Source organism: Pseudochrobactrum mosebachae, from assembly GCF_048914685.1.
Taxonomy (GTDB): Bacteria; Pseudomonadota; Alphaproteobacteria; order Rhizobiales; family Rhizobiaceae; genus Pseudochrobactrum.
In genome coordinates, this window is the sequence record NZ_CP128408.1 from 192,620 (window position 1) to 209,113 (window position 16,494).

The 16,494-nt window shown below is 51.5% G+C and carries 16 protein-coding genes; 9 read left to right on the plus strand and 7 right to left on the minus strand.

Features of this window, described 5'->3' with window-relative positions; genetic code table 11:
* Positions 1-5: 5 nt before the first annotated feature.
* The gene (locus MP213Fo_RS00870) at positions 6-782 is read right to left on the minus strand and encodes an IclR family transcriptional regulator (RefSeq protein ID WP_421089822.1); all 777 of its coding nucleotides are present in this window, start codon (positions 780-782) and stop codon (positions 6-8) included.
* A 416-nt stretch (positions 783-1,198) separates the two neighbouring features.
* On the opposite strand from MP213Fo_RS00870, the gene MP213Fo_RS00875 reads away from it, so the two are divergent.
* The 8 genes from MP213Fo_RS00875 to MP213Fo_RS00910 all read left to right on the plus strand — a co-directional run bounded on the left by MP213Fo_RS00875 (position 1,199) and on the right by MP213Fo_RS00910 (position 9,876).
* Positions 1,199-2,173, plus strand: a complete 975-nt coding sequence (locus tag MP213Fo_RS00875; RefSeq protein ID WP_421089823.1) for an ABC transporter permease — start codon at positions 1,199-1,201, stop codon at positions 2,171-2,173.
* A 1-nt stretch (position 2,174) separates the two neighbouring features.
* Positions 2,175-3,014: an ABC transporter permease gene (locus tag MP213Fo_RS00880; RefSeq protein WP_421089824.1), complete on the plus strand. Its 840-nt coding sequence runs from the start codon at positions 2,175-2,177 to the stop codon at positions 3,012-3,014.
* On the plus strand, positions 3,014-4,672 hold the full coding sequence (locus MP213Fo_RS00885; protein WP_421089825.1) for an ABC transporter ATP-binding protein: 1,659 nt from the start codon (positions 3,014-3,016) through the stop codon (positions 4,670-4,672). The genes MP213Fo_RS00880 and MP213Fo_RS00885 overlap by 1 nt, the downstream gene beginning before the upstream one ends.
* Before the next feature lie 87 nt (positions 4,673-4,759).
* On the plus strand, positions 4,760-6,355 hold the full coding sequence (locus MP213Fo_RS00890; protein ID WP_421089826.1) for an ABC transporter substrate-binding protein: 1,596 nt from the start codon (positions 4,760-4,762) through the stop codon (positions 6,353-6,355).
* A 112-nt stretch (positions 6,356-6,467) separates the two neighbouring features.
* A complete protein-coding gene (locus MP213Fo_RS00895) occupies positions 6,468-7,283 on the plus strand; it encodes a polysaccharide deacetylase family protein (protein WP_421089827.1) in 816 nt (271 codons plus the stop codon).
* Complete coding sequence (locus tag MP213Fo_RS00900) at positions 7,283-8,038, plus strand: SDR family NAD(P)-dependent oxidoreductase (protein WP_421089828.1); 756 nt, start codon at positions 7,283-7,285, stop codon at positions 8,036-8,038. Before MP213Fo_RS00895 ends, MP213Fo_RS00900 begins: the two co-directional genes overlap by 1 nt.
* Entirely contained in the window at positions 8,035-8,778 is a 744-nt protein-coding gene (locus MP213Fo_RS00905; protein WP_421089829.1) for an SDR family NAD(P)-dependent oxidoreductase, read from the plus strand. Before MP213Fo_RS00900 ends, MP213Fo_RS00905 begins: the two co-directional genes overlap by 4 nt.
* A 3-nt stretch (positions 8,779-8,781) precedes the next feature.
* Positions 8,782-9,876, plus strand: a complete 1,095-nt coding sequence (locus MP213Fo_RS00910) for an NADH:flavin oxidoreductase/NADH oxidase (RefSeq protein WP_421089830.1) — start codon at positions 8,782-8,784, stop codon at positions 9,874-9,876.
* A gap of 117 nt (positions 9,877-9,993) precedes the next feature.
* On the opposite strand, the gene MP213Fo_RS00915 is transcribed toward MP213Fo_RS00910, so the two are convergent.
* The 6 genes from MP213Fo_RS00915 to MP213Fo_RS00940 all read right to left on the minus strand — a co-directional run bounded on the left by MP213Fo_RS00915 (position 9,994) and on the right by MP213Fo_RS00940 (position 15,741).
* Positions 9,994-10,677, minus strand: a complete 684-nt coding sequence (locus MP213Fo_RS00915) for an ABC transporter ATP-binding protein (RefSeq protein ID WP_421089831.1) — start codon at positions 10,675-10,677, stop codon at positions 9,994-9,996.
* Positions 10,677-11,426 (minus strand): ABC transporter ATP-binding protein, encoded by a 750-nt coding sequence (locus MP213Fo_RS00920; protein ID WP_421089832.1) that lies wholly within the window; start codon positions 11,424-11,426, stop codon positions 10,677-10,679. The genes MP213Fo_RS00915 and MP213Fo_RS00920 overlap by 1 nt, the downstream gene beginning before the upstream one ends.
* Positions 11,419-12,399 (minus strand): branched-chain amino acid ABC transporter permease, encoded by a 981-nt coding sequence (locus MP213Fo_RS00925; RefSeq protein ID WP_421089833.1) that lies wholly within the window; start codon positions 12,397-12,399, stop codon positions 11,419-11,421. Before MP213Fo_RS00925 ends, MP213Fo_RS00920 begins: the two co-directional genes overlap by 8 nt.
* Before the next feature lie 72 nt (positions 12,400-12,471).
* Positions 12,472-13,392, minus strand: a complete 921-nt coding sequence (locus MP213Fo_RS00930) for a branched-chain amino acid ABC transporter permease (protein WP_421089834.1) — start codon at positions 13,390-13,392, stop codon at positions 12,472-12,474.
* Between the two features lie 198 nt (positions 13,393-13,590).
* Complete coding sequence (locus tag MP213Fo_RS00935; RefSeq protein ID WP_421090956.1) at positions 13,591-14,730, minus strand: ABC transporter substrate-binding protein; 1,140 nt, start codon at positions 14,728-14,730, stop codon at positions 13,591-13,593.
* Positions 14,731-14,844: 114 nt separating this feature from the next.
* Positions 14,845-15,741, minus strand: coding sequence for an alpha/beta hydrolase (locus MP213Fo_RS00940; RefSeq protein WP_421089835.1), 897 nt, complete (start codon positions 15,739-15,741; stop codon positions 14,845-14,847).
* Positions 15,742-15,930: 189 nt separating this feature from the next.
* Between MP213Fo_RS00940 and MP213Fo_RS00945 the strand changes: the two genes are divergently transcribed.
* Entirely contained in the window at positions 15,931-16,434 is a 504-nt protein-coding gene (locus MP213Fo_RS00945; RefSeq protein ID WP_421089836.1) for a MarR family winged helix-turn-helix transcriptional regulator, read from the plus strand.
* Positions 16,435-16,494: the final 60 nt, after the last annotated feature.

The following is a 16,494-nucleotide window of genomic DNA, read 5'->3' on the forward strand; positions in this document are numbered from 1 at the left end:
CATAATCAGCCGGAAATTGCCCGTGCAGCCTCAATGGCGAGCGGTGCAAATTTCCGGCTGAACTCTTCCGGTTCCCACTCGCTTAAAGACGCTGCAATATGCACTGCCCCAATCGGCTCGCCGGTATTGGTGGTAATGCTGGCGGCAATCACCACCTCGCCAATTAGCGATTCTTCCAGAGCGCATGCATAGCCATCATTACGCGCCTGTTCGATTTTCAGCAAAATAGCATCAAGATCGATAATCGTTTTGGAGGTTAGAGCTTTGCGCTGCGAAGATTCCAGCAAGTCGCGCACTGTCTCATCAGGCAGATGTGCCATGCAGCAGCGTCCGCCAGATGTGGCATAGGCCGGTATACGCCTGCCGCTCAGCGTTGCATAAAATGTCTCGCGCTTACTTTGCAGACGCAGCGCATAAATAATGCTGGTTCCGTCGAACAGGCTAAGATCGACACGCTCTCCGGTTGCCTCGCGTAGCGCCAGCAGCACAGGCGATGCCCGCTCAATCAGCGGGTTGGTGCGCAGATAATCAAATGAGCGATCGAGCAGCTTCTTACCCGGTAACAAACCGGCATCATTGGGCGCTTTTTCCATATAACCCAAAGTTAGCAGGGTTTGCGCTATTCGCTGAGCGGCGCTTTTATCAATACCCGCGCCTTGAGCAATTTCACGCAACGATAAAGGATGCGGTGAACGACCAAAAACTTCCAGCACTTGCAGAGCACGCGCCACCGAGCGCAGGAATAATCTTTCGTCGACGTTTTTATCGTTGTCACCAACCATCTCAAATCTTTCTTAAATTGAACATCATCCGCCCGGCGGCCAAATAACTAACCGGCCAACTGATCATTCACATAAACATAATTATAAACCGCATCATGATCAGGCATTGACGGAACATAACAGTTCACCTATTATTTTCAAAACGATCGTATTGCATATCAATACGACTTGTCCAGTAATATCCAGTCACTCTTTTGATTTCAGGAATGTTGGTAATGGTAGTGAAAACAGTATGCGCATGAGATTTGTTATTTTGTCTTAACCAGCATGCCTGCTGGTGCAAGTTCAATATACCGGCTCGCATTACGGATCGCACCTTTATCTTACATAACCGGTCATCATCTCAAACAGGATTTTAATAAAGTGTCAGAGCTTAACGAAACGCGGCAGTTCAGAAAAATTATGGTGTTGCTCACATGACAGGTCTATTGCGCATAATTGTCTCCCGCGGGTTTAAAATCATTGCGGTACTACTCGCTATTGTTCTGTTGAACTTTTTTCTCATTCGAATGGCGCCAGGTGATCCGGCTGCAGTGATGGCCGGACAGGCCGGTGCGGCTGATGAGATCTATATGACCCAATTGCGCGAGCAATTCGGGCTTGATCGTCCGGTATATGAGCAAGCATTTAAATATGTCGCCAATATTGTTCAAGGGGATTTAGGTTTCTCCTATCGCCAGAACACCTCGGTAACCGAGCTGATTTTCAGCCGTCTCGGCGCAACATTGCTGCTTACGGTTTCTGCCTTTGTTTTTGCCCTGTTTTCAGGCGTTTTACTTGGCACACTGGCTGCAATGCGCGTTGGCAAACCGCTGGATTTCATTATTTCAGTGGTTTCACTGATTTTCTATGCCACGCCGCTGTTCTGGATCGGGCTGATGTCAATCTTGCTGTTCTCAGTCTATCTTGGCTGGCTGCCGGCAGTGGGTATGCAGACAATCGGCGCGTCTTATACCGGTTGGGCGCATATTACTGATGTGGCACGCCATCTCGTACTGCCTGCGACCACACTCGGCCTGTTTTATATGGCTGTTTATGCCCGCATGACCCGTGCCTCGATGCTGGAAGTGCGCGATATGGATTTTGTGCGCACTGCGCGTGCCAAGGGCCTCAAATCAGGGCCAATCGTGCGTCGTCATATTCTGCGCAATGCTATTTTGCCAATCATTACACTGGCCGGTATTCAAGCCGGACAGCTGGTTGGCGGTGCAATCCTAACCGAAACTGTTTTTGGCTGGCCCGGTATTGGCCGCCTCGCCTTTGATGCCTTGCTGCAGCGCGATTATCCGGTTCTGCTCGGCGTTTTCCTTATCACCTCTGTCATGGTTATCATATTTAATATCATTACAGACTTGATCTACCGGGTCGTTGATCCGCGGATTGGAGCATAAAATGACCCCAGCTTTCCGCCGCTTTCTATCCAACCCTAAAGCACTGATCGGCCTGACAATTCTGGTACTGGTGGTACTAGCTGCCCTGCTTGCACCGCTGTTATTTCCGCGCAATCCATGGCAAATGGCCGGCCGGCCGTTTCTGCCGCCGTTTCAGGATGCAAAATTCTGGCTGGGCACAGATATGCTCGGGCGTGATATTCTGTCCGGCCTTGTTTACGGCGCGCAGGTCTCACTCATTGTCGGTATGATTTCAACATTGGTCGCTCTGTTTGTCGGTGTCTTATTCGGCGCGCTTGCCGGTTATTACGGCGGCATGATTGATGAAATCCTGATGCGGATTACCGAGTTTTTCCAGACTATACCGACCTTTGTATTTGCTCTGGTGCTGGTGGCGATTCTCAGCCCGTCCGTTACCTCGATCATTATTGCAATCGGCATTGTCAGCTGGCCTCCTGTTGCACGTCTGGTACGCAGTGAATTTGCCAGCCTGCGTAGCCGTGAATTTGTGAAGGCCGCAGTTACGCTTGGACAAAGCGATCGCCAGATCATTCTCACCCAGATTTTACCAAACACCTTATCGCCGGTGATTGCCATGTCGTCACTAATGGTTGCATCTGCCATTCTTGCAGAGGCTGCAATCAGCTTTCTCGGCCTTGGTGACCCGAATATGATGAGCTGGGGCTATATGATCGGCGCCTCACGTACAGTCATTCGTCAGGCATGGTGGATGAGCTTTTTCCCGGGCTTTGTGATCCTGATGGTCGTTATTGCACTCAACCTTGTCGGCGACGCACTCAATGATGTGCTGAACCCTCGTCTTGCACGAAAGGGCCGCTGATGAACACGCCTTTATTGTCCCCTGTCACGTCGGAGTTTACGACAAAGCACAGTGGTCCGCCTTTACTGACTATTCAGAATCTGACGGTCAGCCTGCCCTTTGCCGGTGAACGTTCCAATGCGATTACCGATCTTAACCTGACGCTTAATTCAGGTGAAATACTGTGTATTGTCGGGGAATCCGGTTCCGGAAAGTCGATCACGGCAGCAACCGTTATGGGCTTGCTGCCGAGTGACCAGCTGAAAATTACTTCCGGTTCAGTAACCTATGAAGGTATGGATATTGTGCGCCTGCCTGAACAGGTAATGCGGACTTTGCGCGGCAAGCGTATCGGCATGATCTTTCAGGAGCCGATGACGTCTCTCAATCCGGTGATGAAAATCGGCCAGCAGATTGAAGAGGTTTTTGAAGCGCATGATTTTCCTAAACATTTGCGTAAAGCCAAGCTGCTGGAACTGCTGACAGCTGTTGGCCTGCCAGACCCTGAAACCATCTCGGAGCGCTATCCTTTCCGCCTTTCCGGCGGCCAGCGCCAACGCGTGATGATTGCCATGGCGATTGCACTTGAACCCGATATTCTGATTGCCGACGAGCCGACAACCGCGCTGGATGTGACCACACAGGCACAAATTCTCAAGCTGATCCGCAATTTGCAAAAAGAGCGCGGCATGGGCGTGTTGTTTATTACCCATGATTTTGGTGTGGTTGCCGATATTGCTGATCGCGTGGCGGTTATGCAGCATGGCCGGTTGATCGAAGCGGGCACTGTGCAGCAGGTTTTGAATAATCCGCAGCAGGAATATACCAAAAAGCTGATCAATGCGGTGCCGGATTTTCGCGATAATGCACGCCATGCTGACGACCAGAAACCACTGCTTGAGGTTAAAAACCTGCGTAAGACCTATCGCTCCGGCAATGGCTTTTTCAAGCCTGCCCGAGAAATGGTTGCGGTGAATGACGTATCATTTTCAATCAGCCGCGGTGAAACACTGGGGCTGGTCGGGGAAAGTGGCTCCGGTAAATCCACCATCGGCCAGTGCATCATGCGTATCACTGAGATTGACAGCGGTACAATCCGCTTCAAAGAGTCCGATATTGTACAGGCAAAAGGTGATGAGCTGCATAGCTACCGCTCGCATGTGCAGATGATTTTTCAGGATCCGTTTGCTTCACTCAACCCGCGCCACACGGTTGGTCGCTCTATTCTAACCGGCCCGCTGGCGCATGGTGTTGATAAGATCACCGCGACAAAACGTATGGATAATCTGCTTAGCCGCGTAGGCCTTGATCCCTCCGCTGCCAAACGTTATCCGCACGAGTTTTCGGGCGGTCAGCGCCAGCGTATCGGTATTGCCAGAGCATTGGCGGTTAATCCCGATTTGCTGGTGGCTGATGAGGCAGTCTCTGCGCTTGATGTTTCAGTTCAGGCACAGGTGCTTGAACTGCTTCAGGAAATTCGTGATGAGTTTCAGCTGGCCATGCTGTTCATTACCCATGATCTACGTGTGGCATCACAAATCTGCGATCGGGTGATTGTGCTGCATCAGGGTAAAATTGTTGAGCAAGGCGAAGTAACAAGCGTCTTCAGCAATCCGCAGGACAGTTATACGCAGCGGCTGTTGTCCGCCGTACCGGGACGGAGCTGGACACGCAAATAAAAACCGGTTTTGCAGCGGGATCTGCAAACTGAACTGAAATTTTTGTTAAATAGCATCAATGTCAGACATTTCGAGGGTGAGGACGATATGAATACAATGACTATGAACCGCCGTACCATGTTGATGGCCGGTGCTGGCAGCCTGCTCGCCGGCATGTTGCCGGAGCTGTCTTTTGCGCAAGCAAGCGACAAAAAACAAATGAGCATTATTGCTTTTCCGGAACCGCCTTCGCTGTTTATCGGTCTCGACCAAAACGGCTCAACCCAGACAGTTGCCGGCAAAATCTATGAAAGTCTGCTGACTTATGATTTTGATTTCACACCGCGTCCGGGTCTTGCAAAGTCATGGGAAGTCAGTGACGACAGACTGAATTATACTTTCCATCTCGCTGAAAATGCGAAATGGCATGATGGCAAACCATTCACAGCGGATGATGTGGTTTTCACTACCAAAGAATTTCTTATGGAAGTTCATCCGCGTGCGCGCAGCATTTTCCAGCATTGCGAAACCATTGAAGCACTGGATGCACATACTGTTCGCTTTACGCTGAAGCAGCCTTTTGCACCCTTCCTGATGGGCTTTGAAATGTCGACAGCGCCGATGATTCCGGCGCATCTTTATCGCGGTACCGATTATAAAACCAATCCGAATAATAATAATCCGGTTGGTACGGGCCCGTTCAAGCTGGCCGAATGGAACCGTGGTTCGTTTATTCGTCTGGAAAAAAACACTGAATATCATGGTGAAGGCGAGCCGCATCTGGATGAGATCATTTTTCCGATCCTGCCTGATGCCGGTTCACGCGCAGTTGCCATTGAACAGGGACAAGTGCAGCAGGCACAGTTCTTTGATGTGGAGATGTTTGATGTTCAGCGTCTGGCCGATCTGCCGCAGATTGACCTGATCACCAAAGGCTACGAGTTCTATGCACCTGTTGCGCGTATTGAGTTCAACACCCGCATTGCACCATTTAATGACAAACGTTTCCGACAGGCAATTTGTTACGCGCTTGATAAGCAGATGCTGACCGATACGATCTTCTTCGGTCTTGGCAAGCCGGCAACAGGGCCGATCAGTGACCGTACACGGTTCTACGATGCCAATGTGCGTTTGTATGATTATGATCTCGATAAGGCCAAAGCCCTGCTTGATGATATGGGGCTGACACCTGATACCAATGGTATCCGCACACGTGTTACTTTTATGCGTTTGCCATGGGGTGAAACATGGGCGCGCTTTGCCGAAGTGGTTAAACAGGCATTGTCGCAGATCGGTATCGAGGTGGAAATTGAAGCCGCTGATCCGGCATCATGGACATCGCGCTATGGTAACTGGGAATTCCAGATGACCTCCAATTATCCGTATCAGTTCGGTGATCCGGCCCTGGGTGTTTCACGGTTCTTTGTCTCGGACAATATTCGCAAGGGCGTCGCCTATTCCAACTGCACGGGTTATTCCAATCCTGAAGTTGATGCGCTGTTTGCCAAAGGCGCGGCAGCTGCCAGTGATGAAGACCGGCAGGCGGCCTATAGTGAAGTACAGAAAATCCTGACCGAAGACGTGCCAATGGCATGGCTGGTCGAGGTTAACTTCCCGACTTTGCTGGATAACCGTTATCAGGATGTTATCACCTCTGCTATCGGCGTGAATGACACCTACCGCCAAGCCAAGAAAATCTCCTGATTTTCAAGACCGGTTGCCTGATCTGGGCAGCCGGTCTGCAAAACAAAACCCGCACAATGACAGCGAGCACCCGCCTTGGTTGAAAGGCTGAATGCTTGCAGGAGAAAGCCGCATGAATTGGCCAAATAATGCGCGTTGCGCAGTTATGCTCACTTTTGACTTTGATGCCGAAAGCCTCTGGCTCTCGCGCGATCCTGCCAATGTGAAACGTCCGGGCGTATTATCACAGGGTATTTACGGCGGGCGGCGCGGTGTGCCTGAAATTTTAAAAGTGCTGCGCAGCTATAGCCTGCCTGCAACCTTTTTTGTGCCGGGCTGGACGGCTGAAAAATATGCCGACCGTGTGCATGACATTCTCAATGACGGCCATGAAATCGGCCATCACGGCTATCTGCATGAATGGACGGATCCGGATAAACCGGATGAAGAGCGCGCAACTTTTGAAAAAGGTCTTGAGGCACTGGATCGGGTTGCCGGCATCCGTCCGACCGGTTACCGCTCACCGGCCGGTGAAGCCAGCCCTAATCTGATTGCGCTGCTCAAAGAGCACGGCCTGATTTATGATTCATCGCTGATGACCGATATTATGCCTTATAAACATGTCATGGCAGACGGCACTGAAGGGCCGGTAGAATTGCCGTGGCACTGGTCGACCGATGATGCGCCCTATCTGATGTTTTCGGTGCAGACCCCGCGCCCGATCTTTACCAATGATCATATTTTTCAAATCTGGCGCGATGAATTTGATGCCATATACGAAATGGGCGGTCTGTTTAACCTGCTGATGCATCCGCAATTTACCGGACGCCCTGCCCGTCTCATTCTGCTACGCCGCATGATTGAATATATTCTGAGCAAACCGGATGTCTGGATTGCTAAGGGGCATGATGTGGCCGTTGCCTGGCTGGAAGCCAATAAGGAAGTGTAATGCAACATAATTTCGAGAATAAAACCGTTGTAATTACCGGTGCTTCCTCAGGTCTGGGGCTGGCTGCGGCACAGTTATTTGCCCGCTCCGGTGCCAGACTTGAGCTGCTGGATATTGCCGGTGCTGCACTGCAACGCGTCGCGGATAAGCTGCAGGCAGACGGCGCCACAGTTAATATCCATGTGGCTGACATTACAGATACTGCTGCTGTTTCAGCCGCTTTTACCGCTATGAGCGGCTGCGATATCCTGATTAACAGTGCTGGTATTGAAGGGCCTGCAGGTGCGCTGGAAGACTGTGACCCCACAGCCTATGACAAGGTTATGGCGGTGAATGTGCGCGGTAGCCTGCTCTGCGCGCAACAGGCCGTCAAACGGATGAAACAGACTGGCAATGGCGGCGCCATTGTAAATGTGGCCTCCACCGCCGGATTGATCGGCTCGCGCCGGTTAGGGATTTACGCCCTGTCTAAAGCCGGTGTGATTTCCATGACCCGTTCATTGGCACTCAGTCTTGCCAAAGATAATATTCGTGTTAATGCGGTTTGTCCCGGCTCTATCGACAGTGAAATGTTTGACCGTACATTGCAATCTGCGGATCAGGCGGCCGAGCGTGCCGCTATGATTGCCCTGCATCCGCTCGGTCGCCTTGGTACACCCGATGAAGTGGCGCAGGCCATTGCGTTTCTTGCGTCCACCGCCTCAGCCTATACAACCGGTGTTTGTTTACCGGTTGACGGAGGGCGCTTGGCATGAGCACCCCTGTTGCCATTATAACCGGTGCAGCTGCCGGTATCGGCGCCGCTATGGTCACACGCTTTTTGCAAGACGGCTACCGCGTTGTGGCAGTCGACCGTGCCACTGATCCGCAAGACCGTGCGCCTTGCGATAATTATCGCTATTTACAAGCAGATCTCGCTGAAAAATCCTCGGCACAGCTGATTATCACCTTCACACAGAACAATTTTGGTGATGCTGATGTCCTCATCAACAATGCCGGTATTGGTGGTGCAAAAGCAGTTGATCAGACGGATGATGAAAGCTGGGATCACATTCTCAATGTTAATCTCGGTTCGGTTTTTCGGTTATCAAAGGCGGTATTACCCCAGATGATCGCGCGCGGCAGCGGCTCAATCGTGCATATTACCTCGGTTTTCGGATTGATCGGCTTTCGTACAACCTCGGCCTATGCGGCATCAAAGGCGGCCATTGCCGGCCTAACACAGCAAATGACTGTTGATTATGGCCCGAAAGGCATCCGTGTGAATGCCATTGCACCGGGGCTGATTGAGACGGCAATGACAGAAAAACTGCTGCAGGACCCGACCTATCGCGATCTGATGCTCAATGGCACCCCGCTTGCCCGTACCGGCAAGCCCTATGAAGTGGCGGCTGCTGCCGCCTTCCTTTGTTCAGCTGATGCATCTTTCATCAATGGTCAGATACTTGGTGTTGATGGTGGCTGGCTCGGCACGCGTATGAAAGCCGGAGTATAATTGATGGGCGCTCACTTATTTGAATCTATCAAGCTTGGCGGGCTGACTTTGCCAAACCGCGTGATCGTTGCGCCTATGTGCCAATATCAGGCGACTGACGGTAATGCATCCGACTGGCACAGTGTGCATTGGGGGCAATATGCGCTCGCCAATGCCGGTTTATTTATCATTGAGGCAACCGGCGTTACCCCTGAAGGGCGAATTACTCCTGACTGCCTCGGCCTCTATAATGACGAGAATGAAGCAGCCTTTGCCCGCTCATTGAAAGTCGCCCGCGCTGTTTCCAATGCGCGGATCGGTATCCAGCTGGGGCATGCCGGTCGCAAAGCCTCAACCTTGCGGCCATGGGACGGTAATGGCCATCACAGCCCTGATGCCCGCGGCTGGGAAGTGGTGGGGCCATCGGCGGTTGCATTTGCAGAAAACTGGCCGGTGCCGCGTGCGTTGAGCGAAACTGATATTGAAGACACGATCTCAGCGTTTGTCAGTGCTGCGCAGCGTGCTGTACGGCTGGGTATTGATGCCATCGAAATTCATGCCGCACATGGTTATCTGCTCAGCAGCTTTCTTTCCCCATTGGCGAACCATCGTGAAGATCATTATGGCGGCTCGTTAGAGAACCGTATGCGCCTGCCGCTACAGGTCTTTAAAGCGGTGCGGGCTGTCTGCCCTGCCCATATGCCGGTTGGTGTCCGTTTTAACGGCACAGACTGGCTTGAGGGCGGGTTTGACGGCGAACAGGCTGTGGCTTTTGCAGCAGCCCTCCATGCGCTTGGCTGTGATTATGTGGATATTTCTACCGGCGGCAACGGCTTTGCCAAAATTCCGGTTGGTCCCGCCTATCAGGTGCCGTTTGCAACACAGATCAAACAGCAAACCGGCATGGCAACCATGGCTGTCGGCCTGATCCGCGCACCGGAACATGCTGAAGCTATACTTGCCAATGGTCAAGCCGATATGATCTCAATCGGACGCGGCTTTCTCAATAATCCGCGCTGGGTATGGCATGCGGCCGAAACATTAGGCGTTGAGCTGGAAGTCGCACCTTCATACCGCTTTGGCGCCACCAGACACTACCGCCCGACATGGGGCAGATAGACTACCAAGCGGGCAACATCCAAGTTAGGTAAAGCTGAGCCTGCACATCTTAAATATGTCAGCTGCGTATTATCATGATTGATAATGCGCAGCTTTTAATTTTCAAATCCGGCCGGTTTATACACCAAGATAACGATCTTGCAATTCTGCATTCAGCTCTGCCGGTACGCCCTGCCATACAGTGCGTCCACGCTCCAGCACAATGCAGCGATCCGCCACCGGCAATAATTCTGACAGGGTTTTATCAACCACCAGAATAGACTGGCCGCGCCGTTTTAACTCCCGCACAGCTTTCCAGATTTCAAGACGGATCACCGGTGCCAAGCCCTCTGTTGCCTCATCCAGCACGATCAGTTCAGGATTGGTCATCAAAGCGCGGCCAACCGCCAGCATCTGCTGTTCGCCGCCGGATAATGTATTGGCCAATTGCTGATGGCGCTCCTTCAAGCGCGGAAATAACGCATTCACCGCCTCTATCGTCCATTCACCGCGCCGCGCGGATGCCAGCAGATTTTCGGTTACTGTCAGATTTGGAAAGCAACGCCGCCCCTCCGGCACCAGCCCGAGGCCAAGCCGCGCAATACGATAAGGCGGCAGAGCAGAAATATTGCGTCCTTGAAAGCTGACTTCGCCCTTTCGCAATGGCGTCAGCCCGAAGACCGAGCGAATGGTGGTGGTTTTACCCATGCCATTGCGCCCCATCAGCGCAACGACTTCACCTTTTTCAACATGCAGATCGATACCGAACAAAGCTTGCGAGGCACCATAAAATGTTTCAACCTGTTTAAGTTCTAGCAACATCAAACGGCCTCCCCGAGATAGGCTTCGCGCACCACCGGATTGTTGCGGATTTCAGCCACAGTACCACTGGCAACCACACGTCCATACACCAGAACTGAAATACGATCCGCCAATGCAAACACTGCATCCATATCATGCTCAACCAGTAATACCGGCACTTCATGACGCAAATTATCGAGAAAAGCTGTGAGCTGCTTGGAGCCTTCAGGCCCCATACCGGCCATAGGTTCATCCAGCAACAGCGCTTTTGAGCGCAGAGCCAGCGCAATAGCAATCTCAAGCTGGCGCCGCTCGCCATGCGATAACTCGGCGCTCGGCACATGGATACGCGAGCCTAAGCGCACACGCTCCAGTATTGCAGATGCCTCGTCTTTCATTGCAGTATCTTGCATCACCGGCTTCCAGAAGCGAAAGCTTGAACCCTGTTTTGCCTGCAAAGCCAGCATAACATTACGCAAGCTTGAGAATTCCGGCATCAGCGAAGAAACCTGAAAACTACGCCCAAGCCCGCGCTGTGCACGCTGTGTCACATTCAGTGCGCCAATATCCTGCCCGTCAAATGCTATTGTGCCGCTGTCATGGCGGATTGTACCGGCGATCTGTCCGATCAGTGTTGATTTACCCGCACCATTAGGGCCGATTAAAGCGTGAATTTCGCCTTTGCGTAAATCAAGGCTCACATCATCTGTTGCCTTCAGACCGCCAAAGCTTTTGCGCAGGTTTTTAATATCCAGAACAGTTTCAGCCATGTCGGATTTTCCCTGCAAAAAGAACAATAATCCCACCGCGTGCAAACATCACCACCGCTAGCAGGATCAACCCGAAGAACAGCTGCCAATGCTCAACCATGCCGCCCAGTGCAAATTCAAACAGCACATAGAGCACCGCACCGATCAGCGGCCCGAACAAGCGCCCTGTGCCGCCAAGAATAATCAGCACAATCAACTCACCCGACATATGCCATGAGAACATTGACGGGCTGACAAAGCGGTTGAGATCAACAAACAGCGCTCCAGCCAAAGCTGTAATCATACCCGACAACACAAATGCCACCAGCCGGATACGCAGCGGCGCAATACCAACGGAGGCGAGACGCACTTCATTTTGGCGCGCGCCCTCTAAGGCAGCACCGAAACGCGAATTGCGAATCCGCGAAAACACAAATAGCACAACCATCAGCAAGCCATAGCTGATGAGAAAGAAACTCAAAGGTTTGAGCGTATTCACGCCGGGAAAATTATTGCGCAATGCGAGAGACAAACCGTCTTCACCACCATAAGCAGGCCATGAAATCGCGAAATAATAGATCATCTGTGCAAAAGCCAGCGTAATCATAATGAAATACACGCCTGAGGTGCGCAGGCTGATAATACCGATCGGCAGTGCTATCAGACCGGCAACAAGCATAGCAACCGGCCAGATAACCAGCATCTGATCACTGCCGAAAAGCTCAAACGGCCAGCTGATAATTGCGCTTTGATCTGTGGCGTGGCTGGCCATTATACCGGCCACATAGCCGCCGATACCAAAAAATGCCGCATGGCCGAATGAAACCATGCCGCCCAGCCCCAATACCAGATTAAGCCCTGTTGCTGCCATAGCCAGAATAGCGATGCGGGTTACCAGAGAGATATAAAATATCTCGCCAAGCTGGTTGGCAATCAATGCAACTACCGGCAGCGCCAGCGCAAAGACAAGACTGATTGCTGTTTCGCGTGTCATTGCGCCCGCTCCTGATATGTCATCATGTTTGGTAGAATAAGGGCCGTGCCGAAGGGTTTGAACATTTTTAAACTATCCATTTGCTGCAAACAGACCCTGCGGCCGCACAGTGAGAATGATTGCCATCACAATATAGATCAGCATGGACGCCAGTGCGGTTCCCGCAGTGGCGGCCTGTGACGGCTCCATAAACAACGCAAATAATTTAGGCAGTAAAAACCGCCCCATCGTATCCACCACGCCCACCAGAATGGCACCGGCCAGCGCGCCTTTGACCGAGCCGATACCGCCGATCACAATCACCACAAATGCAAGGATCAGCACCGGTTCGCCCATACCCACCTGCACAGATTGCAAAGCACCAACCAAAGCACCGGCAAGTCCTGCTAAAGCGGCGCCAAGCGCAAAAACGATTGTGTTGAGCTTGGCAATATCAACACCCAGCGCGCCGATCATTTCGCGGTCAGCCTCACCGGCACGGATACGCATACCAAGACGGGTTTTAGCGATCAGAAAATATAGCCCGACTGCAACAATGATACCGGCACCGATGATCGCCAGCCGGTAGAGCTGATATTGCGAGCCACCGGGTAAAGTAACAGAGCCCTGCAAGATCGGCGGAATATCGAGATAAAGCGGGAATGAACCGAAAATCCAGCGTGTTGCATCAGAAAAAATCAGGATCAAAGCAAAGGTTGCCAGCACCTGATCAAGATGTGTGCGGTTATAGAGCCTGCGGATCAGCACCATTTCCATAATGGCACCGGCAGATGCGGCGGCAATCAGGCTGGCAACAAGCCCCAGCCAGAACGAGCCTGTAGCAGCGGCAACAACCGCGCAGGCAAATGCCCCCACCATAAATAACGAGCCATGAGCAAGATTGATAACGCCCATTACCCCGAAAATCAGGGTCAGGCCGGCTGCCATCAAAAACAGCATAACGCCGAATTGCAGCCCGTTGAGTAACTGCTCAATGAAAAGTGCAGATGACAAAACCGCGTCCGATCTGTTGATTGGTTATCATAAGAAATGTTTTTGAAATGATGCGTCTGCGCATGATAAACATCAGAGTTTGAAGACAGTTTTCACTCGGCAGTTTTCATGATGATGAAACTGCGCTGGTGCCGGAGGCAGCACTGCAATCAGATTTTTATGCAGCGGCGGCATAAACCGCCGCTGCATGTTAAGCCCTCAGAGTTTGCAATCGCCTGCATAAGCATCCTGATGATCAGTGAAACTGGTTGCCACAATTTTATTGGTCAGCACGCCATCTTCTTTGATCACTTCGCGCATATAAATATCCTGAATAGGATGATTATTATTGCCGAATTTAAACTTGCCTCGCACTGAGTTAAAATCAGCCGCTTTCATTGCTGTGCGGAATGCATCCTTATCGCTGATATCAGCTTTGGCAGCTGCCGACAGGATGAGGTTAGCCGCATCATAGCCCTGCGTTGCATATAGCGATGGCAGACGGCCATATTCTTTTTTGAACGCTTCCACATAGGCTTTGTTGGCCTCATTATCGAGGTCTTTTGACCAATGCGAAGAGTTCTTCACGCCCAGTGCAGCATCACCGATTGCAGCCAGAACGTCCTGATCAAACGAGAAGCCGGGGCCTGTTACCGGAATGGTCATGCCGGACTGTGAATATTGCTTCATGAAAGCAATGCCCATGCCGCCCGGCAGGAAGAAATACACAGAATCGGCACCCGAAGCACGGATCTGGGCAATTTCAGCCGCATAATCAGTCTGGCCGACTTTGGTGTAGATTTCACCGGCCAATGCGCCTTTGTAAAACCGTTTATAACCGGTCAGAGCATCGGTCCCTGCAGGGTAGTTTGGTGCCAGAATGAAGCTGTTTTTATAACCGGCAGTATTGGCATAGTTGCCAACGGCTTCATGCAGATTATCGTTCTGATAGGCCGCATTGAAGTAATTGACATTGCACTTGGCGCCAGCCAATGCAGAAGGGCCGGCATTGGTGGAAACATAAATTTTATCTTGCGCCACTACACCCGGCACCACGGCCATTGCCAGATTTGACCAGACGATACCAGTCAGAATATCTACCTTATCGCTCTGCACCATTTTATCGGCGATTTGCACAGCCAGTTCAGGCTTTTGCGCATCATCCTCAACAATAACATTCACGTCTTTATTGCCGGATTGTTTAACCGCGAGCATAAAGCCATCGCGAATGTCGATGCCAAGTCCGGCGCCGCCACCCGAAAGCGTGGTAATCATGCCGATCTTTAACGGTTCGGCTGCGGCTGAGCCTGCAAAGGCCAAACCAAGCCCCAAACAGGCCGTTGATAGTCCTAATGTCATGCGTTTCATTACTGTTCCCTCACGATTATTGTTATTGTTCAGTTCAATAATAATTCTCAGCCAGTTACAAGTCCCCTTTTGGCAGCCCCCGATACCAAAAGGGCGTTTAAGGCTCTACAGGCATAATAACCTGTGCGTTAACGGGTGATCCGCCTGCATTAAGCCATCAACAATATTCATGTGGTGTCTGTCAGGCTCCTCAACCTGATCAATACGGCAGTTAAAACCGCTCCACAAATTTGCTAAAGCCTGATTTTGCCGGATAAATTCCGGTAATTCTGCTGCGCCCACCCAAGCCGTTACATCAATACCGGCCAAGGGCTCAAGCAAAGCGGGGCTTTCAAGCCGCGCCTGCTCCAGATCAAGCCTGAAATCCTTATTCATTTGTGTATTCAGCAATGGGCGCAGATCAGCCAGCGCTGAAATTGGCACAATCTTGCGCAAACGCTGTTGCAGGCTGCGGTTCAAAGGTGTCGAGGTCGTCCCCATACGCGCGACCAGATGCCCGCCGGCAGAATGCCCTGCCAAATGGATAGGCCCCAGCACCATCGATGCAGCCTGCACGATTGCCATGCCGATCTCAGCTGTTATCTCACCGATTTTAACTTGCGGACACAGGCTGTAGGACGGGATTGCCACCGCAAAACCATGTGCTACTGCACCTTCAGCCAGATAGGTCGAATAGTTTTTATCAAAACGCAGCCAATAGCCGCCATGCACAAACACAACCAGACCACGCGGCTGGCCTTCCGGCATCACAATATCCAGCACATTACGCTCAGCCGGCCCGTAACGCACATCTGCTATAAAACGGTTTTGCGCCTGCATCTTCGAACGAAAATCTTGCGATTGTTGAAGCCGCAACGGGATGTAGCGCGCAGAATCGACCACATGCTGCACATTCGAGTAGGCCAGATCCCAATTTTTGATAACCGGATCTGCCGCAGGTGCTGAGCCTGCGTTTCCGGTCAATGTGTTTCCGGTTATTATCTGTGCCGCTGTGGTCTGCATATACCGCTCCTCCCGGATGGGCTCCCGCAATCGGGAACATCCAAATATCTCCATAAATAAAAAATAATTTCAAGCATGAAATTTCATACTTGAAATTATTTTCGTTAGTGACACCATAAAAGAAATCGAACCGGCATGCGACCACGTATTCTTTTTTGCAGACAGCGCGGGCGACATGGGAGCAGAGACATGAAAATTGCTAAAGATCAGACACAAACAACTGCTGCAGAGCATGTGCAAGCCAAGCAAAGCCTGCGTGCATGGCTCAAACTTCTCAAATCCACAAAACATGTGGAAGCGGTGATTCGTGAAAAGCTGCGTCAGGAGTTCGATACAACCCTGCCCCGTTTTGATGTGATGGCCGCACTTTACCGTTTTGAAGGCGGTCTGAAAATGACCGGGCTATCCGCAGCTTTGCGGGTTTCAAACGGCAATGTCACCGGCATTGTGGAGCGGTTGGTCAGCGACGGTTCTGTTTTGCGGGTTCCGGTCGCCGGCGACAAACGCGCGATGCTTGTGCGCCTGACCCAAAAAGGCCGTGAAGAGTTTGAAGCCATGGCTGCAGCGCATGAGCAATGGATCAGCGATATTTTCAGTGTTTTGTCGCCGGTGCAATCGACCGAGCTGGTTAATGTGATTGACACTATCGAACACGCTCTGGCCTTGCAGGATGAGCATGATCATCTGACTTAAATACCAATTAACGCCACATCATCATTCAAAAACGCAGGATATTTACAACGTAATCACTCC